A 21,336-nucleotide genomic window follows, 5' to 3' on the forward strand; every position below is an offset into this window, starting at 1 on the left:
CCAGCGCATCGAGGTCGGTGAGATCGAAGCCGCGCTCACCACGATCGACGCCGTCGGTTCCGCGACCGTCATCGCCCACGGCACTGGCGTGGAGACCCGTCTGATCGCCTACGTCACGCCCGAAAACGGTTGCGCGGTAGACGAACTCGATCCTACCGCACTGCGGGCCCGGCTCGTAGACACGCTGCCGGCCCACCTCGTGCCGTCGGCGCTGGTGGTGCTGGCCGAGTTGCCGATCACCGCGAACGGCAAGCTCGACCGCGCCGCGCTGCCCGTGCCCGCGGCCGCGGACCACGCCGGCCGCGAGCCGCAGTCGCCCGCGGAGCTGTCGGTCGCGCGTGCCTTCCGGTTCGCGCTGTACCTCGACGACACCGTGACCGTCGGCGTCGACAGCGACTTCTTCGCGCTCGGTGGGCATTCCCTTTCTGCGACACGGGTTCTCACGCGGCTCAACGCCGAGTACGAAGTGTCGTTGTCCCTGCGGTCGATCTTCGATACCCCGACCGTGGGCACGCTCGCCGCCGCCCTCGACGGCGCCCGCCGCGTCGCGCATCGTCCCCGCGTCGGGGACGCGGTGCGTCCGGACCCGCTGCCCGCGTCCTACGGACAGCAGTCGCTGTGGATGATCGAGCAGCTCACCGGGGTGGACACGCAGTACAACGTGCCGACCGCCCTGCGTCTGCGCGGACAGGTCGACACCGACGCCCTCGCCGCGGCCGTCGCCGATCTCGTTCGACGACACGAGGCGTTGCGCACGCTGCTGGTTCCGGCCGACACCGTCACCGAATCCGATGCGGCCGTGTACCAGCGGATCGTCGAACCGGCCGCCGTCGCGGAACGACTCGACGTCACCGTCGCCGACTGCACTGAGCCGGATCGGGCACAGGCCCGCATCGACGAGTTCGGCCGCCGGCCGTTCCGACTCGACACCGACCTGCCGCTGCGTGCCCTGATCCTGCGCACCGCGGCCGACGAGTGCGTACTCGTGCTCTCCGTGCACCACGCTGCGATCGACGACTGGTCGTTCCCGACCGTGATGTCCGACCTGTCCGCCGCATACCGGGCCCGCGGCGCCGGCCACGCACCCGAATGGGGTGTGCCCGCAGTGCAGTACGCCGACTACGCGGTGTGGCAGCGCGAACTCCTCGGATCGGCCGACGACCCGGACTCGGTGCGCGCCGAGCAGAGCGCCTACTGGGCACGGGTCCTCGACGAGGCACCGGTCTCGTCGTCGATCGCGTTGGACCGGCCGCGCCCGACGGCACCGAACTTCCACGGTGCGCAGGTCCGCGGCCGAGTGGACGCGACCGTCACCGAGGCGCTGCACGCGACCGCGGACCGCGCCGGGGTGTCGATGTTCATGCTCACCCAGGCCGCGGTCGTGATCGCGATGCAGCGGTTGGGTGCCGGTGACGACATCGTGGTGGGGTCGCCGGTGGGTGGCCGTACGGACGAGGCGTTGGCGTCGGTGGTGGGGTATTTCGTGAACACGCTGCCGTTGCGTCACGATCTGTCGGGGGATCCGACGGTGGACGAGTTGCTGGGCCGGGTGCGGGAGGTCGTACTCGGTGGGTTCGCTCACCAGGACCTGCCGTTCGAGGAGATCGTCCGGGCGTCGGGCGCCGAACGCATCGGCACCCACAATCCGCTCTACCAGGTGATGCTCGCCTACCGCGCCGACTCCGGCGACCTCGCGTTCGGGGCCGGGCTCGACTCGGTCACCGAACCCGCCGACCTCGCGGTCGTCAAGGCGGACCTCGAGATCTCGGTCTCCGAAACCGATTCCGGACTCGACCTGACCGTCGACTACGCCACCGAACTGTTCGAGGCCGCCACGGCCGAACGATTCGTCGCCGCGCTGCGCGGCGCGTTCGGTGTGTTGGCGGGTGTCGGTGGTGTGCGGTTGTCGTCGGTGGATGTGGTGCCGGTGGCGGATCGGGTGTTGGTGTCGGGGTTTGCTGCGGGTGGGTCGGTGCCGGTGGGGGTGTCGACGTTGGATGGGTTGTTGGCGTTGTCGCCGGGCTTCGGTTCGGGTTCGCCTGCGGTGGTGTTCGAGGGTGCGGTGTTGTCGTATGGGCAGTTCGAGTCGCGGGTGAATCGGTTGGCGCGGGTGTTGGTCGATGCCGGTGTGCGGGTGGGGGATCGGGTTGCGGTGTGTGTGCCGCGGTCGTTGGATCTGCCGGTGGTGTTGGCGGCGGTGATGCGGGCCGGTGGTGCGTATGTGCCGGTGGATGCGTCGTATCCGGTGGAGCGGATCGAGTATGTGGTGTCCGACAGTGCGCCGTCGTTGGCGGTGGTGGATGTGTCGGCTCGGTCGGTGATCTCGGGTGTGCCGGTGGTGGAGGTGGGTCCGGGCTGCTGGGAGGCGTGGTCGGGGGTGTCGGATGCGCCGGTGGTGTTGTCGCGGCCGGTGTCGGGTCGGGATGCGGCGTATGTGATCTATACGTCGGGGTCGACGGGTCGGCCGAAGGGTGTGGTGGTCGAGCATCGGTCGTTGGTGAATTTCCTGGTGTGGAAGATGCGGGCGACGGGGATCGTGGCGTCGGATCGGGTGTTGCAGAAGGCGCCGACGGCGTTCGATGCGTCGGTGTGGGAGTTCTTCGTGCCGTTGGTGGCGGGGGCGACGGTGGTGGTGGCCGAGCCGGAGGGGCATCGGGATCCGTCCTATCTGGTGGGGTTGATGTCTTCGGGTGCGGTGTCGGTGGTGGAGTTCGTGCCGTCGATGCTCGATGCGTTGCTCGAGTTCGTGTCGGATCCGTCGCAGGTGGCGGGTGTGGAGCGGGTGTTCTGTGGTGGGGAGGAGCTTTCGCCTGCGTCGGCGTCGGCGGCGTTGGAGGTGTTCGGGGATCGGTTGTTCAATCTGTACGGTCCGACGGAGGCGACGGTGGGGATCACCTCGCAGGTGATTTCGCGGGAGGTGGTGTCGCGGTCGCGGGCGGCGTTGCCGATCGGGTCGCCGGCGTTCAATTCGTCGGCGTGGGTGTTGGATCGGTTCCTGCGTCCGGTTCCGGTGGGGGTGCCGGGTGAGTTGTATCTGGGTGGGGTGCAGGTGGCGCGGGGTTATCACGGTCGGCCGGGGTTGTCGGCGACCGCGTTCGTGGCCGATCCGTTCGGATCTTCTGCCGGTGGGCGGTTGTATCGGACGGGGGATCTGGTGCGGTGGAATGCGTTCGGGGGGTTGGAGTATCTGGGTCGGTGTGACGATCAGGTGAAGATTCGGGGGTTCCGGGTGGAACTCGACGAAATCCGCGCCGCGATCACCGACTGCCCCGGCGTGCGCACCGCCGTCGTCGTCGCCCGCCGCCGCCCGGACGGGCAGAACACCCTCGCGGCCTACGTCACCGCACTCGAACCCGATCGTGCGGACACGCTCGTCGACGAAGTGCGCGCGTTCCTGTCGGCGCGGTTGCCCGAGTACATGGTTCCCGCGGCGATCGGCGTGGTGGACGCGATCCCGACCACGGTCAACGGCAAGGCCGACGTTGCCGCGCTGCCCGAGATCGCCCCGCTCGCAGCGGGTTCGGGCAGACGGCCGCAGACCTATCAGGAGCACGTGCTGGCCCGGCACATCGTCCGGATCCTCGCGCTGCCCGAGGACACGCGAATCTCCGTGGACGACAACTTCTTCGAACTCGGTGGTCATTCGCTCGCCGCGGCCCGCCTGGTCGCGGCGATCGACGACGACTTCGGCATCGCACTGGCACTGCGTTCGGTGTTCGAGAACCCGACGATCGCCGGCCTCGTCGACGAGATCGCCGGCCGTGCCTCGATCGGCGTGCGCGGCGGGGACGGCATCCCGGTCGTCCTGGCCCCGGGCCGCGAGGGCGGGCACACCGTCTTCGCGGTGCACGCGGCATCCGGCTACTCGACCGTGTACGCGGAGTTCGCGGCGCGGATGGCAAACGATGTCCGGGTGATCGGTCTGCAGGATCCCGCGCACGCCCGCGACGGGCGGGATTTCGAGACCGCGACCGAACTCGCCGTCGCCTATGCGGATGTCGTGGTGCAGTCCCAGCCGGACGGTCCCTACCACCTGATGGGCTGGTCGTACGGCGGGCATATCGCGTTCGCGGTGGCCCGCGAACTCGAAGCGCGTGGATTCGAGGTCGCCGCCGTGACGATCCTCGACTCGCCGCCGGTCGCGGAGGGGAAGGTGCGGGTGCGCTCCGACGAGGAACGCGAGGCCGACGTGGTCCGCGCCTTCGCCGAGTTCGCCGGTCTCGAGGAGATCGCGGGGGAGACCCGCGCCTCGGTCCAGGCCCGCAACCGCGCCGGGACCGGTCCGCTGTCGGTGCTCGGCGACCGGGACGCGGCGGCACTCATGGACTCGTTCGACCGCTGCCTGCGGTTGATGGGCACCGAACCCACCCACGGGCTCGTGCGTGCCCGCGGGCACGTGGTCGTCGGTGCCGAACACGCCGCCGAGGGCGCCGGTGGATGCGAGCGGTGGTCGGAGTACTTCGCCGCGCCGGTCGAGATGCTCTCCGTCGACATCGACCACGAACATCTGAACACCGGTGCGGCCCTGGACCGTTGGCAGCGCTGGTGGGCGGACCACACGGGTCTGCCGCTCGCCGACGACTGACCGATCCGGCCCGGCTGCCCGGGCCGCACGAATCGAGCCGACACGCGTCGGCCGCAACCAGAGGAGAAACGAGAAACCATGCGAGTCATCACCTTCGGCTACCAGACCTGGGGCCACCGAACGCTGTCGGCGCTGCTCGGCTCCAAGCACGAGGTGGTGCTGTCGGTGACGCACCCGCCGAGCGATCATCCGTACGAGCAGATGTGGTCCGACTCGGTCGAGGATCTGGCCCGCGAGAACGGCATCCCGGTGTTCGTGGGCAAGCGCCCCGACGACGCGCTGATCCAGGCGGTGCGCGACGCCGACGCCGATCTGATCGTCGCGAACAACTGGCGGACGTGGCTGCCGCGGGAGATCTACCAGGCGCCCCGGTTCGGCACGCTCAACGTGCACGATTCGCTTCTGCCGAAGTACGCGGGCTTCTCGCCGCTCATCTGGGCGCTCATCAACGGCGAGTCCCACGTCGGTGTCACCGCGCACCTGATGGACGACTCGCTCGACGGCGGCCCGATCGTCGCGCAGCAGGCCGTCGCGGTCGGCCCCCAGGACACCACGACGGATTTGTTCCACGCGACCGTCGACCTCATCGAGCCGGTGCTGCTCCACGCGCTGGACCTGCTCGAATCCGGGCGCACCGACTTCACCGCGCAGGATCCCGCGCAGGCGACCTACTTCCACAAGCGGTCCGAGCGCGACAGCCACATCGACTTCCGGTGGCCGGCCGACGCCATCGAGCGGCTGGTGCGGGCGCAGGCGGATCCGTACCCGAACGCGTTCACCTACTACAAGGGCGAGCGACTGCGCGTCCTGAGGGCCTCGGTCTCGCCGCGGCTCTTCGGCGGGACGCCCGGCCGTGTCACGGTCCCCGAGGGCAACGGCATCGCGGTCGTGTGCGGCGCGGACGCGTGGAACGGCGGGAACCCCGCGTTGGTGCTCGAGCGCCTGCGTCTGGACGACGGAACCGAGGTCGACGCAACGGATTTCTTCGCCGGTCGCGCGGGCTGTCTCGAGTGATTCGGCGGGTCGGACCCGTGATGTAACCCGGCAAATGAACCGATTGAGACGGATCGCCCAGTGCTGCTAGGGTGAGGCGCTCCTTAACTGAACCTAACCTAACCTGACACCTGAGAGTGACGAATGAAGATCAGTGCTTCCCGAGGCCTGGCCGCGCGGCTGATGGCGCTCGCCGCAGTGGTGACGCTGCCCGTGGCATGTTCGAGCAACTCCGACGACACGGCCTCCGGCAGCGGTGACTCGGACTGGACCACGGTGACGATCGACGGCGCATTCGGCGACGCGGTCATCGAGCAGCAGCCCGAGCGGGTGCTGGCGCTGTCCGAGACCGACGCCGACATCCTGGCGTCGATCGGTGTCAGCACCATCGCGTACCCGGATCCGGGTCTGGACGTGCCCGCCGGCTACCCGTGGGAGCAGGGCCACTTCCCGTCCGACATCGAAGCGATCGCGGTGACCGACGACAACGACGAGGTCAACTTCGAGGCGATCGCCGCCCTCGATCCCGATCTGCTGGTCGCGACCACGTTCTACGGGCTTGACGAGAACGTCTACGCCAAGCTCAGCGCCATCGCCCCGGTCGTCCACTACACCGAGGAAGCCAACTCCGACTCGTGGCAGGACAACACCCGCCGCATCGGTGAGGCCGTCGGACGCACCGCCGAGGCCGACGAGGCCATCGCCGAGACGGAAACCGCTGTTGCCCAGGTCAAGTCGCAGAACCCGCAACTCGAGGGCAAGACCTTCAACGCAGTCGTGTCCCCGTCCGCGGAGGGCCTGTGGGTCCTGTGCTCCAACGACGACAACATGGCCCGCGTGCTCACCTCGCTCGGCATGAAGCTGAGCGACTACGCGCAGACCGTCGACTGCAACTGGGGCAAGGGCCAGATCAGCTGGGAGGAGGCGTCCAAGCTCGACGCCGACATGCTGTGGGTCGTTCCCAACACCGCCGACACCTCGGTGTTCGACACCAACCCGGTGTGGACCGCTCTGCCGGTCATCCAGCGCGGATCCGTCGTGATCACCCCGAGCGAGGACGGCACCCCGCGCGCCGCCGCGTTCCCGTCCCCGATCAGCCTGAAGTGGGTCATCGAGGAGTACGGCCCGCAGTTCTCGGCTGCTGTCGACAAGGGAGCCGACGCTCAGCCGTGACGTAGTTTCGTGCCGTCGCCCCATTCGCGGGGCGACGGCACGCACGCATCCAGCGGCGTCATGCCCACCCCACCCCCGAAGAACGGAGCCCCCGGATGACCGCGGCGGAGAACCTCGACGACCTGACCGAGAAGATCGTGATGCACGATCTCGTGCCCCGTCGGCTGACGGTTCTGCGCAGGGTCGACCTGACCCCGCGGATGCGGCGCATCGTCGTCGGCGGCCCGGAGATCGCGGGCTTCCCGCACGGCACCGGGCGGCCCACCGACCACGTGAAACTGTTCTTCCCCGACGACACCGGCGACATCGCGATGCCCGCGATCGAAGGCGACGGCAAATGGATCGAACCCGACGGCCGGCGCCTCGAGTTCCGTGACTACACGGTTCGCGCGTTCGATCCCGAGGCCGGTGAACTCACCCTCGACTTCGTGCTGCACGAGCACGGCACTGGCGGTCGCTGGGCCGCGACCGCCGAACCCGGCGCACCCCTCGGCGTGCTCGGCCCCCGCGGGTCGATCCTGGTCCCCACCGGATACCCCGCCTACATCCTCGCCGCGGACGAGACCGCGCTGCCCGCGCTCGCCCGCTGGCTCGAGGAACTTCCCGCGACCGCCCGGATCCAGGCCTTCGTCGAGGTCCGCGACGCGAGCGACGAACTCGATCTCGAGCGATCCGCCGAAGCGAGGCTGACCTACCTGCACCGCGGCAGTGCCGCACCCGGCAGCACCGACATGCTCATCGAGGCGATCCGCGCTGCCGAGCTTCCCGCCGACCCCTACTACGTGTGGGCAGCCGGCGAAGCCACCACACTCAAGCCGATCCGCCGGTACTTCCGCCGCGAGCTCGGCCTGCCGAAGGAACGGGTCGACATCGACGGCTACTGGAAGCGCGGAGTCGTCAATCTCGACCACCACGATGACGAGGGCGACGACGCCTGACCGGCCCCCGCCAGGTGCCACAACCCCCCGAGGAGCCATGAAGCTGCGCCCGCTGACGTTCAGAAGCGACCGACCGGTGGCGACCCCGCCGATCCGCGTCGACGACGACACCACCGCCCGCCGACTCGCGGTCCGCACGATCTTCGCGGCACGACGGATGACCGTGCCCGCCGCGGCGCTGATGGTCGGACACCAGGTCGGCGAGGCGCTGGTCCCGGTCGTGATGGGCCTGGCGATCGACCGGGCCATCGCAACCCACGACGGCACCCAGCTGCTGCTGTGGCTGGTGGTGCTCGGTGCGGTCTTCGCGATGCTCTCGTTCTCCTTCCGCTTCGGATCCCGGCTCGGGCTGCTCGGCATGCAGGCGGTGCAGCACCAGCTGCGCACCCGCGTCACCGACCGCATCCTCGACCCGCGCGGAATGGCCGGGCCCGCACGACTTCCCGGCGTGTCCCTGTCGATCGCGACCTCGGACGTGCAGCGCCTCGCGATGGCCTGCGCGATCGGTGTCTACCCGATCGGGCAGATCGCGGCGGTCGTGTTCACCGGCATCGTGCTGCTGACCATCTCCTGGCCGCTCGGTGTCGCGATCCTGGTGGGTGCCCCCATGATCTTGTGGATCCTCGACAAGGCCGGTGGCCCGCTGCGGGCGCGCAGCGAACACCAGCAGGAGATGGCCGGCGAAGCGGCCGGCACCGCCACCGATCTCGTCACCGGCTTCCGGGTGGTCAAGGGCATCGGCGCCGAGGAGGTCGCCGCCCGGCGCTACTTCGAGGCGAGCAGGCGTGCCCTGCGCGGAGTGCTCGCCGCCTCCCGTTCCGAGGGGGCCTACCTCGCGGCGATGGAGTCGGTGTCGGGCCTGTTCGTCGTCGCCGTCGGTGTCGCCGCCGGTCTGATGGCGGTCGGCGGCGGCCTGACCATCGGTCAGCTGATCACCGTCGTCGGCCTGACCCAGTTCGTGATGGGGCCGCTCAGCGCCCTCGGCACCAACGCCGGCGCCGTGTGGGCGGGCGCGCTCGCTTCGGCACGCCGCGTCCTCACCGTGCTGCAGGCACCGCCCGCGACCGAGATCGGTACCGTCGGCGCGACTGCCGGTCCGCTCCGTTTCGACGGCCTCGCCCACGGACCGGTCCGGGACCTCGATCTCGAACTGCCCGCAACCGGACTCGTCGCGGTGGTGGCCGACGCGCCGACGACCGCCGCGCTCGTCGAGGTGCTGTCCCGCTCGGCCCCGCCCGAGAACGGCACCGTCCGGATCGGCGACACCGACCTGTTCGATCTCGACGAGGACACCGCGATCGCCACCGTGCGCGTCGCCCCGCACCACGCGGCGCTGTTCGAGGGATCCGTGCTCGACAACATCGCCGCCGCCGTCGATCCGGATGCCGCGGATCGCGACACCCGCATCACCCGCGCCGTGTTCGCCGCCGCCTGCGACGACGTCGTCGCGGTCCTCCCCGACGGCCTCGACACCCCGGTGGGGGAGGCGGGCCGGTTGCTGTCCGGTGGTCAGCGGCAGCGCGTCGCGCTGGCCCGGGCGATCGCCGCGGACTCCTCGGTGCTCGTGCTGGTCGACCCCACCACGGCGGTCGACTCCGTCACGGAATCGAATGTCGCCGAGCGCCTGGGGCAGGCCCGCGCCGACGGCCTGACCTTGGTGTTCACCGACGCCCCGGCGCATCTCGCGGCAGCGGACGAGGTGATCGTCCTCGCCGAGGGACGTCTGGTCCATCGCGGAGCCGCCGACGACGCACCCGCACTGTCCTCGGCCGTCCCGGCCGGCACGCCCGTGGAGGCCCACCGATGACCAGCACCGCGATCCGTGAGACCGCACCGGCCGGTCCGCTCCCCATCGCCGACGCCCGCACCACCACCGCGCACTTCTTCGCCGCGCTGTCCGGCAGCCGCGCACGCCTGATCGGCGTCGTCGCGCTGCTGGTCGCGGCCGCCGCGCTCGGGTTGGTCATGCCGTGGGCGCTCGGCCGGATCGTCGACATCGCCATCGACGGCGGCGACTCCGGCGACGTGTGGCGGCTCGCGATTCTCATGGTCGTTGCCACCGTCGCGGGTGCCGGACTCACCGGCGCCGGTGTAGCCGCGTCGGCCCAGCTGTTCGAGACCGTCCTCGCCCGGCTGCGCGAACGCATGCTGGCCTCGGCGCTGCGGCTGCCGTTGTCGCGGGTCGAGGCCGCGGGCAGCGGCGACCTGGTGTCGCGTGCCACCGACGACGTCGAGGTCGTGAGCACCGCCATCTCCCAAGGTGTTCCGGCGATCTCGACGTCGGTGTTCACCATCGCAGCGACCGTCGTCGGCCTCGCCGCGCTGGACTGGCGATTCCTCGCCGTCGTCGTGGTCGTGCTGCCGGTGCACATCTTCACGGTGCGGCGGTACGTGCGGGAGGCACCCCCCGTCTACACCGGGGAGCGTGCAGCGATGGCGAAACGCGCACACGAGGTGCTCGGCGCGATCCGCGGCCTAGACTCGGCACGTGCGTTCGGCCTGACCGGACGGCTGCTCACCGAGATCGAGGGACGCTCATGGGAAGTCGTCCGCTGGACGTTGCGCGCCCGCGTCGTGCAGAACCGATTCTTCGCGGGCATCAACCTCGCCGAATTCATCGGTATGGCAACCATTCTCGTAGTCGGCTACATGCTCGTCGGGAACGAGGGGCTCACCGTCGGCGCCGCGACCGCGGCGATGCTCTTCTTCCTGCGGCTGTTCGGGCCGATCGGTGAACTGCTGATGGTGACCGACGACCTGCAGTCCGCGGCGGCGTCGCTGGTGCGCATCGTCGGAGTGACCGTCGAAGGCGAACGCTTCGGATCCGACGACCGGACCACGGCCACGCCGGCGCCGCAGGGCCGGGCGCTCGAAGCACAGGACATCACGTTCGCCTACCCCGGCAAGGACCCCGTGCTCGACGGGGTGTCGCTGACGATCGCGGACGGCGAGCACGTCGCGCTGGTCGGTGCCTCCGGCGCCGGCAAGACCACTCTCGCGGCGGTTCTCGCGGGCATCCACCGGCCCGTGCGCGGCGCCGTGCGCTTCGGCGGTGCCGACCTCGCGGACCTCGACGAATCGGAGCGTGCGCGCCGGGTCGCGCTGGTGACGCAGGAAACGCACGTGTTCGCGGGTTCGCTCGCCGACGACCTGCGGATGGCCGCACCGGACGCCACCGACGAGCAGATCCGCGACGCCCTACGCCGGATCCACGCATGGGACTGGGTGGAACTGCTGCCCGACGGCATCGAGACGATCGTCGGCGACGGCGGGCACGACCTGTCGCCGATGCAGGTCCAGCAGGTCGCACTGGCACGACTCGTGCTGCTCGATCCGGCACTGGTGATCCTCGACGAGGCCACCGCCGACGCCGGCAGCGCCGGCGCGAACCTGCTCGAGGGGTCCGCCGAGGCCGCGCTCGGGGGTCGGTCGGCGCTGATCGTCGCGCACCGGCTCAGCCAGGCCGCCACCGCCGACCGGATCGTGCTGATGGACCGCGGCGCCATCGTCGAGCAGGGCTCGCACGACTCGCTCCTCCGCAGCGGCGGTCGATACGCCACCCTGTGGGCCGCGTGGGCGCGGGGGCGGGCCGGAAGTTAGGCCGGCAAGCGGCACACTGGGCCCATGAGGTTGTTGCTGCTGGCCGACACCCACGTCCCTGCCCGTGCGCGCCGGTTGCCCGACGAGGTGTGGAACGAGGTGGACCGCGCCGACGTCGTCGTCCACGCCGGCGACTGGATCGAGATCGGATTGCTGAACGCCCTGGAGGAACGCGCCGCCCGACTCGTCGCGTGCTGGGGTAACAACGACGAGCCTGCCTTGCGGGAACGGCTTCCGGAGATCGCCCGGGTGACGCTCGACGGTGTTCGAATCGCGGTGGTGCACGAGACCGGGCCCTCGGCGGGCAGGGAGAAGCGTATGGCGGCGGCCTATCCGGACACGGATGTGCTGGTGTTCGGCCATTCCCATATTCCGTGGGACACCACGGCCCCCGGTGGTTTGCGCTTGCTCAATCCGGGCTCGCCGACGGATCGGCGTCGGCAGCCGTATTGCACGTACATGACCGCGACGATCGAGAACGGTGCTGTGGGTGGTGTGGAGGTGCATCGACTCCCGCGGTAGGGACAGCCAGGCCGTCACCGGGTCAGGGCGCGAGCGCCGCGACGGTGCTCTCGCCCAGATCCCGCAGGAACGCGGCCCGATCCAGCGCCGGGTCCGGTTCGACACCCGGCGGCAGTGCGTCCATGAAATCGAAGTGCCCGACCCGGGGCAGCACCTGTGCGTCGACCTGCCCGCGGCTGCGATGCAGGATCTCGATCGTCGCGGGCGGGGTGATCGGGTCGCGTTCCCCGACGAACACGGTGACGGGAACGGACAGTGCGTCGAGGGCTCCCGGCCCGTGGAACCAGCCCAGCGGCGGCGCGAACAGCACGAGCCGGCTCACCCGCGGTTCGGTCGGTACCGGCAGCGGGTGTCCGTCGGGGTCCCGGGGCACGGCACCCGCCAGGCACAGTGCGGCCCAGCCGCCGATCGAATGCCCCACCGCGAACACCGGAAGATCCCCGCTCCCGCCGTGCCGAGCCAGCGCGTCCTTCAGTCCGCGCGGGCGTTCGACGAACTCGTCGGATGTCGCGGTATCGGGCACGAACCGCGGGTGGTGCGGTGCGAGCACCCGGTAACCGGCGTCCGCCGGCGCGGTGAGCACGGTCCGGTACCGGGCCGGATCCCCGCCGGATCCCGACCCGAAAAGCACGATGCCCCGGGGGTTTTCGGGACCGAGCACGAGCACGTCGCGATCGTGGGGTGTCGCCATGCCGGGCAACCTACCGAAGATCCCCGACAGGTGCGGCACCTGCACCGGCGGGGCCTCGGGGCGGGCGCTGCGGACCGGGTTCGGCTGTGACAGGGAAACACCGGCGCGACGGTTCCCTGCGGGGGATCCTGTATGCGGAGGTAGCCATGGAGCCGAAGGTCCCCGCCGGCGTCGGGCACGCCGAGGCAGACCGGTCCGGAACCGAGGTCGACGACGGAGAGTCGACACCGACCGAGTCGCGCCGCAGGTTGCTGTACGTCACGCTCCCCGGATGCTGGGGTGCGCTCGTCTTCGCGTGCCTGTCGTTCACGCCGTCCCTGCTCCCGCGCGGAGGGCTCCTACAGGGGCTGGTCTGCGGAATCACCGCGGCGATCGGTTACGGGCTCGGTGTGCTCGCGGCCTGGGTGTGGCGTGCGTTCGCCGACCGTGGTCCACGCCGTCCGAGCCGGCGTGCGTGGCTGGTGTTCGCCGTCACCGCGGTGGTGCTGTTCGCCGTCGCATTCGGATTCGGGCAGTACTGGCAGCATCGGATTCGGGAGTTGATGGGGGTCACCGAATACAACATTCCGCTGGCCGTTCTCTCACCCGTGATCGCGGTGCTGGTCTTCGCCCTGCTGGTGGCGATGGGGCGGGGTATTCGCGGCATCTACCGGTGGACCGCGAAACTGCTCGATCGGTGGATCGGCCGCAGTGCGGCGTCCGCGGTCGGCTGGGTGCTGGTGGCCGTGCTGGTCTACCTGGTCGTCTCCGGGCTGTTGCTCGGTGGTCTCGTCGATGTCGCCAACTCGGCGTTCTCGCTGCGGGACACGCAGACCCCGGAGGGAGTGCAGCAGCCCACGACCGGCCTGCGATCGGGCGGCCCTGAGTCGGTGGTGCCGTGGGACACGCTGGGTTACCAGGGACGTGCCTTCATCGGGGACGGACCGTCGACGGACGAGATCGGCCGGTTCGCGGGCGGGCCCGCCCAGGAGCCGATCCGGGTCTACGCGGGGCTCGCGTCCGCCGACGATTCCGAGGCCCGTGCGGCGCTGGCCGTCGAGGACCTGGTCCGGGCCGGCGGCTTCGAGCGGGCCAATCTGCTCGTGGTGACCACGACCGGCAGCGGCTGGGTGGACCCGGCCCTTGTCGACTCGTTCGAATATCTCACCGGCGGCGATGCGGCGACCGTGGCGATCCAGTACTCGTACCTGCCGTCGTGGATTTCCTATCTCGTCGACCAGTCGAAGGCCCGGGAAGCAGGCCGGGATCTGTTCGACGCGGTCTACGAGGAGTGGCTGAAACTTCCGCCGGACAGTCGTCCCCGGCTGTTCGTCGCGGGGGAGAGCCTGGGCTCGTTCGGCGGTGAGACCGCGTTCAGCGGGGAACACGACCTGAGCAACCGCACCGCGGGTACGTTGTTCGCCGGCCCACCCAACTTCAACACCCTCTTCCGTGAGTTCAGCGATCGGCGTGAGCCGGGCAGCCCCGAGGCCGAACCGATCTACCGGAACGGTCGCACGGTGCGGTTCACGAACGATCCCGAGTCCGGGATCCCGCCCGAGGCCCAGCCGTGGGACGGGAACCGGGTCCTGTACCTGATGCACCCGTCGGACCCGATCGTGTGGTGGAGTCCGCACCTGATCCTGAACGAGCCGGACTGGATCGGTGAGGCGCCGGGCACGGACGTGCTCGAGGACATGGTTTGGATCCCCTTCGTCACGTTCTGGCAGGTCACCGCGGATTTGCCGTTCTCGACCGGCGTCCCCGGCGGGCACGGCCACAAGTACACGACGGAATACGTCGACGGATGGAACGCCGTCCTGCAGCCGGAGAGCACGACCGCCGAGGACCTCGCGACCCTGCGGGCCGTCGTCGACTCCGAGGAATAGGAACCCAACGACAGCTCGCTGCGCCGTCAGTCCTGGCTGCGCGGACGCCGCAGCACCATCAACGACCGGGCCTGCACCTGCACCGACTCACCGGCGGGGACCGTCAGGTCCCGCAGGCCGTCGGGGCTGTCCGTGTCCAGTGCCACCGTCCAGTCGGGGTCGTCGGGTCCGCCCGAGGTGACGAAGTCGATCGGCTCGTGATGGGCGTTGAAACACAACAGGAACGTGTCGTCGGCGACGCGCTGCCCGCGCTGGTCCGGCTCGGGGATGCCGTCACCGTTGAGGAACACCGCGAGGGACTTGCCGAAGCCGCTGTCCCAGTCCTCGGGCGTCATCTCGTCGCCGCCCGGCGTGCGCCACGCGATGTCGCGGGACTGGTCGCCGCTGCGGATCGGCCGGCCCTCGAAGAACCGGCGCCGCCGGAACACCGGATGAGTGCGGCGCATCCGGATCACGTTGCGGGTGAAGGCGAGCATGTCGGTGTCCACGCTCTCGGGTGACCAATCCATCCACGAAAGTTCGTTGTCCTGGCAGTAGACGTTGTTGTTGCCGCGCTGCGACCGGCCGATCTCGTCGCCGTGGGCGAGCATCGGGGTGCCCTGCGACAGCATCAGCGTCGCCATGATGTTGCGTTGCTGCCGCGCCCGCAAGGCCAGGACCTCCGGATCGTCGGTGGGTCCTTCGACGCCGCAGTTCCACGACCGGTTGTGCGATTCGCCGTCGCGATTGTCCTCGCCGTTGGCCTCGTTGTGTTTCTCGTTGTACGACACCAGATCTGCGAGCGTGAATCCGTCGTGCGCGGTCACGAAGTTGATCGACGCGCCGGGACGCCGGCCCGTCGCCTCGTACAGATCCGACGACCCGGTGAGGCGGGACGCGAACTCGCCGAGGGTCGCGGGTTCACCGCGCCAGTAGTCGCGGACCGTGTCGCGGAACTTGCCGTTCCATTCCGTCCACAGCCCGGGGAAATTGCCCACCTGATAACCGCCCTCGCCGATGTCCCACGGCTCGGCGATGAGCTTGACCTGCGAGACGACCGGGTCCTGCTGCACCAGATCGAAGAAGGCCGACAGCCGGTCCACGTCGTGCAGTTCCCGGGCCAGCGTCGACGCCAGGTCGAACCGGAACCCGTCGACGTGCATCTCGAGCACCCAGTACCGCAGCGAATCCATGATCAGCTGCAGGGTGTGCGGGTGGCGGGCGTTGAGGCTGTTGCCGGTGCCCGTGTAGTCCATGTAGTGGGCCTTGTCGTCGTCGACGAGCCGGTAGTAGGCGGCGTTGTCGATGCCGCGGAAGCTGATGGTCGGCCCGAGGTGGTTTCCTTCGGCGGTGTGGTTGTAGACGACGTCGAGGATCACCTCGATGTCCGCCTCGTGGAAGGCGCGCACCATCGCCTTGAACTCCGCGACGACAGCGCTGGGTTTCGTCGACGACGAGTAATCGGTGTGCGGGGCGAGGAACCCGAACGTGTTGTAACCCCAGTAGTTTCGCAGGCCCTGGTCGAGCAGTACCTGGTCGTGCATGAACTGGTGCACCGGCATCAACTCGATCGCGGTCACCCCGAGATCGCGCAGATGGTCGATGATCACCGGATGTGCCAGTCCCGCATAGGTTCCGCGCAACTGTTCCGGGATCCCGAGGTGTGTCGCCGTCATGCCCTTGACGTGTGCCTCGTAGATGATCGTCTCGTGATAGGGCCGGCGCGGCGGGCGGTCGGTGGCCCAGTCGAAGAACGGGTTGATGACCACCGTGGTCATGGTGTGCCCGAGCGAATCGAGTTGCGGAAAACCGTCGGCGTCGCCGGACCGTTCGTCGCCCGTCTCGTCCTCGGCGGGTGGGTCCTCGTCGGCGGGCTCCGACCCCTCGGCTTCGAGCGCGGTGTCCTCCTCGGCGGCCGCGTCCTCGTCGGCCCGGGTTTCGTCGGCCCCGGTTTCGTCGTCCTCGTCTTCGGTGGCACTGTCGTCGGCCTCCGGCACCGCGACCGCATACGAGTACAGCGAGGGGTCGCCGTCGAATGCGCCGTCGAACGCCTTACCGTACGGATCGAGCAGCAGCTTGCTCGGATCGCAGCGCAGACCCTGCGCCGGGTCGTACGGTCCGTGGACGCGGTAGCCGTAGCGCTGCCCGGGGGCAACCATCGGCAGGTACGCGTGCCACACGTACCCGTCCACTTCCTCCAGCGGAATGCGGGTCTCGGTGTTGTCGCGGGCGATCAGACACAACTCCACCTTCTCGGCGACCTCCGAGAACACCGCGAAGTTCGTGCCGGCGCCGTCGTACGTGGCACCGAGCGGATACGGGGTGCCCGGCCAGACCAGCAGTTCCTCCTCGGAGGAGTCACCGGGCGCGGTCGTTTCGCTGGGGTCCATACCGGCCCACACTAATCGGAACGGCCCCCACTATCCCGGCGAGCGGGACAGGTCACCACCAACCGGTGACCGTGCGCATCCGACGGCCCAGCTCTGGCGCCAGGGTGCGCACGTACGAGGCGGTGAGGTGGTCGCGATCGCGGTAGATCAGGACGTTTCCCTCCACCGCGAGGCACCGCTCCGGGCGGCACACCACGTCGGACAGATCCAGCGGATGAACCGTCGGCAGATGCACCGTCGCGGCCTGGGCGGGATCGACGATGTCGAGTGCATCGGACCGCGCGACGCCGCACGCGTAGGCGTCACCGCCGTGGGCGAGACAATCCGAGGCGCGGTAGGGGATGCCGTCGTCCTTCAGCCACGGCGTGTCCCGGATCGCGAGGACGGGGATGCCGTACGAGGTGAGCGTCTCCCACAGCGTCACGTACCGGTCGGGGGTGTAGTCGCCGGGACCCTCGCCTTCCCCGCGGGGACGGGTCGACGTCGTGAACACGTAGTCCGGCGGATCCGCGGCCAGTTCGGCGAGCACATTCGTCGACCACGTGTCGCAGTCGAAGGTCGCCGAGTCCTCGGCCGGCGGAGACGTCGGAGCCGAGAGCGGACACCCCACCTTGACGTACGTGTCGACGCGGAAGTGATGCTCGACGCCGAGCAGATCCAGCGCGGGCAGCCAGTGCTCGGAGTGCGAGCCGCCGGTCAGGGCGATCCGGCGGCTCGCCGTCGGATCCCCGTAGGTGCAGGACAGCGGCTCCTGCTGTCCGTTCACGGCGATGCACTCCTCGAGCGTGGTGGCAGGAAGGTCGCGGTCGGCGATCGTCAGCGGGGGTTTCACCGGTGCACTCACCGGATCGGTGAGCAGGTCGAACACGGCGGCGCCGGGATACACGTCGGTGGACAGGTTCGGCAGCTCGGCGATCTGGCGGGCGGAACGGTCGACGTACTGGACCCACCCCACGGAGACGGCGGCCAGTGCCACGCCGACGGTCGTCAGCGCCGCGACGAGCGAGGTGCGTCCCCACGACGGGGTGCCCTTCCTGATCGGGTCCTCCACCAGCCGGGTGGTGGCCTCGGCCAGCACCAGCGACAGGGCGATCACCCCGACACCACCGAGCACTCCGACCGTGAGCCGGTCCCGCACGATCAGGTACATGATCAGCACCGGCCAGTGCCACAGGTACAGCGCGTAGGCGATCGAACCGAGCCGCACCAGCGGCGCCGACGCCAGCAGACGCGACACCGCGGTCGATCCGGTCGCGCCGGTCACGACCAGCAGCAGCGCCGCCCCGACCGGCACCAGAGCCCACGGTCCCGGGAACTGCACACGGCCGTCGAGTACCGCACCGCAGCCGAGGAACACGACGAGCGCGAGAACCGCGAGCGTCGCAGCGGCCCACCGCGGCACCCGCAGCCACGGCAGCAGGCACACGAGCAGCCCGCCGAGCGTCAGCTCCCACAGGCGCGCGGCGCTGTCGTAGTACAGCCAGGTCCGGGCCGCACCCGAGAATGCGGCGTAGCCGAACGAGGCGGCCGTGACCACGGCGAGGAGCACCGTGAGCGGCATCCGCGTGGGCAGGCCGCGGCGCCGCAGGACCCACGCCAGGGCGAACACCACGAGCACGGCGGCGAGGTAGAACTGCCCCTGCACCGCGATCGACCACAGATGCTGCAGCGGGCTCACGGACGGATCGGCCGCCAGATAGTCGCTCGCGGTGCGCGCCAGATGCCAGTTCTGCAGGAAGGCCAGCGACGCGAAGACCTGTTCCGCCGCCGAGAACCACCCGGTCGGCGGAGTGAGGACGACCTGGGCCGCGGCGACCGTGGCCAGGACCAGCACCAACGGTGCCAGCAGCCGCCGGCCCACCCGGCGCAGCACCGGCCGCGGATCGAGCGGCGCGGCCGACTCGGTAACACGCAGCAGAGACCCGACGAAGAAGAAACCGGACAGCGCGAGGAACACGTCCACACCACCGGACACCCGCCCGAACCACACGTGGAACACCACGACCAGAGCGATCGCGAGGCCACGGAGGCCGTCGAGATCGGCGCGCCGAGCCGACGCGACGGCACGGTCGCGCTGAGCCGACATGACGGCACCGCCGTCCGCCGACCGCAGCCGTGGTGTGAACGTCGTGACGGGCATGAGCTCCCTTCCGGGCCGGTCGGACTCGGAGGCGGGCACCGAGCTGTTGCTGTGACGAAAGCACACAGGTACGGGCAGCCACCCTATGCGTTGCTTCGTGCGCGCATGAAACCGCCTACAGTCGGGGCCGTGAATTCGCCGTCTCTGCCCGCATCCCGCATCGCGGAACTCGACGCCGCGCACCTGTGGCACCCCTACGGGGCGTTCCCGGCCTCCACCGAGCCGCTGGTCGTCGACCACGCGCACGGCACCCGGCTCGTTCTCGCGGACGGGCGGGAACTCGTCGACGGTATGAGCTCGTGGTGGGCAGCGGTGCACGGCTACCGGCATCCGGTGCTCGACGCGGCAGTCACCGAGCAGCTCGGACGCATGAGCCACGTGATGTTCGGCGGGCTCACCCACGCGCCCGCCGCGCGCCTGGCCGAACTGCTGGTGCAGATCACCCCCGACGGCCTCGACAAGGTCTTCCTCGCGGACTCCGGATCGGTGTCGGTGGAGGTCGCGATCAAACTCGCGTTGCAGTACCAGCGCGCGCTCGGGCGTCCCGGGCGTCACCGGCTGATGACGTGGCGCGGCGGCTACCACGGCGACACGTTCGCCCCGATGAGCGTGTGCGACCCCGAGGGCGGCATGCACTCGATGTGGACCGACGTGCTCGCCCGGCAGGTGTTCGCCCCCGCACCGCCGCGCGACTTCGATCCCGCCTACGTCGCCGAGTTCGAGAAGATCCTGAACGAGCACACCGACGAACTGGCCGCGGTGATCGTCGAACCGGTCGTGCAGGGCGCCGGCGGCATGCGATTCCACGATCCGGCTTATCTGCGCGAGCTGCGGCGCATGTGCGACGAACACGGACTGCTGCTGATCCTCGACGAGATCGCCACCGGGTTCGGTCGCACGGGTGAACTGTTCGCCGCCGACCACGCCGGGATCAGCCCCGACATCATGTGCGTCGGCAAGGCCCTCACCGGCGGATACGTCACCCTTGCGGCGGTCCTGTGCACCTCCGGGATCGCCGAGGTGATCAGCGCCGGGGAAGGCGGCGGGGTCATGCACGGGCCGACGTTCATGGGCAACCCGCTGGCGTGCGCGGTCGCGGTCGCGGCGGTCGAGTTGCTGCTCTCGCGCGACTGGCGATCCGAGATCGCGGCCCTGAACGCCGGCCTCACGAGCGGTCTCGAACCCGCCCGGGAACTGCCCGGGGTGACCGATGTGCGGGTGCTCGGCGGGATCGGCGTGCTCGAACTCGCCGAACCCGTCGACATGCGCGCCGCCACCGACGCGGCGGTCGCGGCCGGGGTGTGGCTGCGTCCGTTCCGGAACCTGATCTACGCGATGCCGCCGTACGTGTGCACCGCGGACGACCTCGCGGCGATCACCGGCGGGATGCTCGCGGCGGCACGGTCGCGTTGAAGCCTGCCGGGCTCGGCGGGACGATCGTCGACTCCACCCGGCAACTGCAGGAGAGTGCCCGGTCGGACGAGCCCGCCCACGGGGTCGGTGGTTGACCCGAACCCGGCGACGGTCGGGTAGCGCTCGTCCCGCCTGGCCACTTGAACGCCGTTCAAGTATCGTGTCGTTCCATGACCGCACCCGTCAGTCTGGCCTGGCTCGACGACGCCGCCGAGAAGCGCCGCGTCGCGGGACTGCACCGCACACTGCTGCCCCGCACCTCCGGCTCCCGCCTCGTCGACCTGGCATCCAACGACTACCTCGGCCTGGTCCGGCATCCCGAGGTCGTCGCCGGCGCCGCGGCCGCACTGCGCCGCTGGGGTGCGGGCGCGACCGGTTCCCGGCTGGTCACCGGCACGACCGCCGAACACGAACTGCTCGAACGTGAACTCGCCGAATTCGTCGGAGCCGAAACAGGTCTCGTGTTCGCCAGTGGATACGCCGCGAACCTCGGCGCGGTCACTGCACTCGGCGGCCCGGACACCCTGATCGTCTCCGACGCCGGCTGCCATGCCTCGCTCGTCGACGCATGCCGCCTGTCGCGGTCGCGGATCCAGGTCGCGCCCCACGGCGACGTCGAGTTCGTCGAGGCGGTCCTCGCCGCGCGCGCACAACCGCGCGCCCTCGTTCTCACCGATTCGGTGTTCAGCGCCGACGGTGACCTCGCGCCGCTGCAGGCACTCCACCGGGTGTGCCGGGCGCACGGCGCGTTGCTGCTCGTCGACGAGGCCCACGGTGTGGGCGTCCGCGGTGTAGGGGGACGCGGACTCGTACACGAAATGGGCCTCGCCGGCGAGTCCGACGTCGTCATTACGGCGACGCTGTCCAAGTCGCTCGCCGCACAGGGCGGAATCGTCCTCGGCGACAGCAGGATCCGGGAACATCTCATCGACACCGCCCGGACCTTCATCTTCGACACCGGGCTTGCTCCCGCGGCCGTCGGCGCCGCCCGCAGCGCCCTGCGCATCCTTCGGGAGCAACCGGAGCGTGCCACCGCGGTGCTCG

General features: G+C 70.0%; 13 protein-coding genes. 10 read left to right on the plus strand and 3 right to left on the minus strand.

Features of this window, described 5'->3' with window-relative positions; translation table 11 throughout:
* The 7 genes from ACN675_RS20875 to ACN675_RS20905 form a co-directional block, all read left to right on the plus strand.
* The coding region (locus ACN675_RS20875; RefSeq protein WP_420752660.1) for an amino acid adenylation domain-containing protein at positions 1 to 4,585 on the plus strand (4,585 nt) is incomplete at its 5' end.
* A gap of 78 nt (positions 4,586 to 4,663) precedes the next feature.
* Entirely contained in the window at positions 4,664 to 5,599 is a 936-nt protein-coding gene (locus ACN675_RS20880; RefSeq protein ID WP_420752661.1) for a methionyl-tRNA formyltransferase, read from the plus strand.
* A gap of 123 nt (positions 5,600 to 5,722) precedes the next feature.
* Positions 5,723 to 6,751 (plus strand): iron-siderophore ABC transporter substrate-binding protein, encoded by a 1,029-nt coding sequence (locus ACN675_RS20885; protein WP_420752662.1) that lies wholly within the window; start codon positions 5,723 to 5,725, stop codon positions 6,749 to 6,751.
* A 95-nt stretch (positions 6,752 to 6,846) separates the two neighbouring features.
* Complete coding sequence (locus tag ACN675_RS20890; RefSeq protein WP_420752663.1) at positions 6,847 to 7,689, plus strand: siderophore-interacting protein; 843 nt, start codon at positions 6,847 to 6,849, stop codon at positions 7,687 to 7,689.
* A gap of 37 nt (positions 7,690 to 7,726) precedes the next feature.
* On the plus strand, positions 7,727 to 9,496 hold the full coding sequence (locus tag ACN675_RS20895) for an ABC transporter ATP-binding protein (protein WP_420752664.1): 1,770 nt from the start codon (positions 7,727 to 7,729) through the stop codon (positions 9,494 to 9,496).
* Positions 9,493 to 11,289, plus strand: a complete 1,797-nt coding sequence (locus ACN675_RS20900; RefSeq protein ID WP_420752665.1) for an ABC transporter ATP-binding protein — start codon at positions 9,493 to 9,495, stop codon at positions 11,287 to 11,289. The genes ACN675_RS20895 and ACN675_RS20900 overlap by 4 nt, the downstream gene beginning before the upstream one ends.
* A gap of 24 nt (positions 11,290 to 11,313) precedes the next feature.
* Positions 11,314 to 11,811: a metallophosphoesterase family protein gene (locus ACN675_RS20905; RefSeq protein WP_420752666.1), complete on the plus strand. Its 498-nt coding sequence runs from the start codon at positions 11,314 to 11,316 to the stop codon at positions 11,809 to 11,811.
* A gap of 22 nt (positions 11,812 to 11,833) precedes the next feature.
* Here ACN675_RS20905 and ACN675_RS20910 read toward each other — a convergent pair whose 3' ends face one another.
* Positions 11,834 to 12,502, minus strand: coding sequence for an alpha/beta hydrolase family protein (locus ACN675_RS20910; RefSeq protein WP_420752667.1), 669 nt, complete (start codon positions 12,500 to 12,502; stop codon positions 11,834 to 11,836).
* Between the two features lie 146 nt (positions 12,503 to 12,648).
* Between ACN675_RS20910 and ACN675_RS20915 the strand changes: the two genes are divergently transcribed.
* Positions 12,649 to 14,370, plus strand: coding sequence for an alpha/beta hydrolase (locus ACN675_RS20915; protein WP_420752668.1), 1,722 nt, complete (start codon positions 12,649 to 12,651; stop codon positions 14,368 to 14,370).
* Between the two features lie 26 nt (positions 14,371 to 14,396).
* Here ACN675_RS20915 and glgX read toward each other — a convergent pair whose 3' ends face one another.
* Together glgX and ACN675_RS20925 are read right to left on the minus strand one after the other, a co-directional pair.
* Positions 14,397 to 16,739, minus strand: a complete 2,343-nt coding sequence (gene glgX / locus ACN675_RS20920) for a glycogen debranching protein GlgX (RefSeq protein ID WP_420752669.1) — start codon at positions 16,737 to 16,739, stop codon at positions 14,397 to 14,399.
* Between the two features lie 52 nt (positions 16,740 to 16,791).
* Positions 16,792 to 18,879: an acyltransferase family protein gene (locus tag ACN675_RS20925; protein ID WP_420752670.1), complete on the minus strand. Its 2,088-nt coding sequence runs from the start codon at positions 18,877 to 18,879 to the stop codon at positions 16,792 to 16,794.
* Positions 18,880 to 19,008: 129 nt separating this feature from the next.
* Here ACN675_RS20925 and ACN675_RS20930 point away from each other — a divergent pair, with 129 nt between their 5' ends.
* Both ACN675_RS20930 and ACN675_RS20935 read left to right on the plus strand, forming a co-directional pair.
* Entirely contained in the window at positions 19,009 to 20,292 is a 1,284-nt protein-coding gene (locus ACN675_RS20930; protein WP_420752671.1) for an adenosylmethionine--8-amino-7-oxononanoate transaminase, read from the plus strand.
* A 170-nt stretch (positions 20,293 to 20,462) separates the two neighbouring features.
* Positions 20,463 to 21,336 (plus strand): 8-amino-7-oxononanoate synthase (locus tag ACN675_RS20935; protein ID WP_420752672.1); only part of this gene is annotated, 874 nt, incomplete at its 3' end.

The sequence above is a fragment of the Rhodococcus sp. O3 genome, assembly GCF_048897285.1.
Lineage (GTDB): Bacteria > Actinomycetota > Actinomycetes > Mycobacteriales > Mycobacteriaceae > Rhodococcus.

Bases quoted from the DNA above. Each gene is read 5' to 3' on its own strand.
- ACN675_RS20915 (WP_420752668.1), top strand. From the start codon at position 12,649: ATGGAGCCGAAGGTCCCCGCCGGCGTCGGGCACGCCGAGGCAGACCGG.
- ACN675_RS20900 (WP_420752665.1), top strand. From the start codon at position 9,493: ATGACCAGCACCGCGATCCGTGAGACCGCACCGGCCGGTCCGCTCCCC.
- ACN675_RS20885 (WP_420752662.1), top strand. From the start codon at position 5,723: ATGAAGATCAGTGCTTCCCGAGGCCTGGCCGCGCGGCTGATGGCGCTC.
- ACN675_RS20895 (WP_420752664.1), top strand. From the start codon at position 7,727: ATGAAGCTGCGCCCGCTGACGTTCAGAAGCGACCGACCGGTGGCGACC.
- glgX (WP_420752669.1), bottom strand. From the start codon at position 16,739: ATGGACCCCAGCGAAACGACCGCGCCCGGTGACTCCTCCGAGGAGGAA.
- ACN675_RS20880 (WP_420752661.1), top strand. From the start codon at position 4,664: ATGCGAGTCATCACCTTCGGCTACCAGACCTGGGGCCACCGAACGCTG.
- ACN675_RS20890 (WP_420752663.1), top strand. From the start codon at position 6,847: ATGACCGCGGCGGAGAACCTCGACGACCTGACCGAGAAGATCGTGATG.
- ACN675_RS20905 (WP_420752666.1), top strand. From the start codon at position 11,314: ATGAGGTTGTTGCTGCTGGCCGACACCCACGTCCCTGCCCGTGCGCGC.
- ACN675_RS20925 (WP_420752670.1), bottom strand. From the start codon at position 18,879: ATGCCCGTCACGACGTTCACACCACGGCTGCGGTCGGCGGACGGCGGT.
- ACN675_RS20910 (WP_420752667.1), bottom strand. From the start codon at position 12,502: ATGGCGACACCCCACGATCGCGACGTGCTCGTGCTCGGTCCCGAAAAC.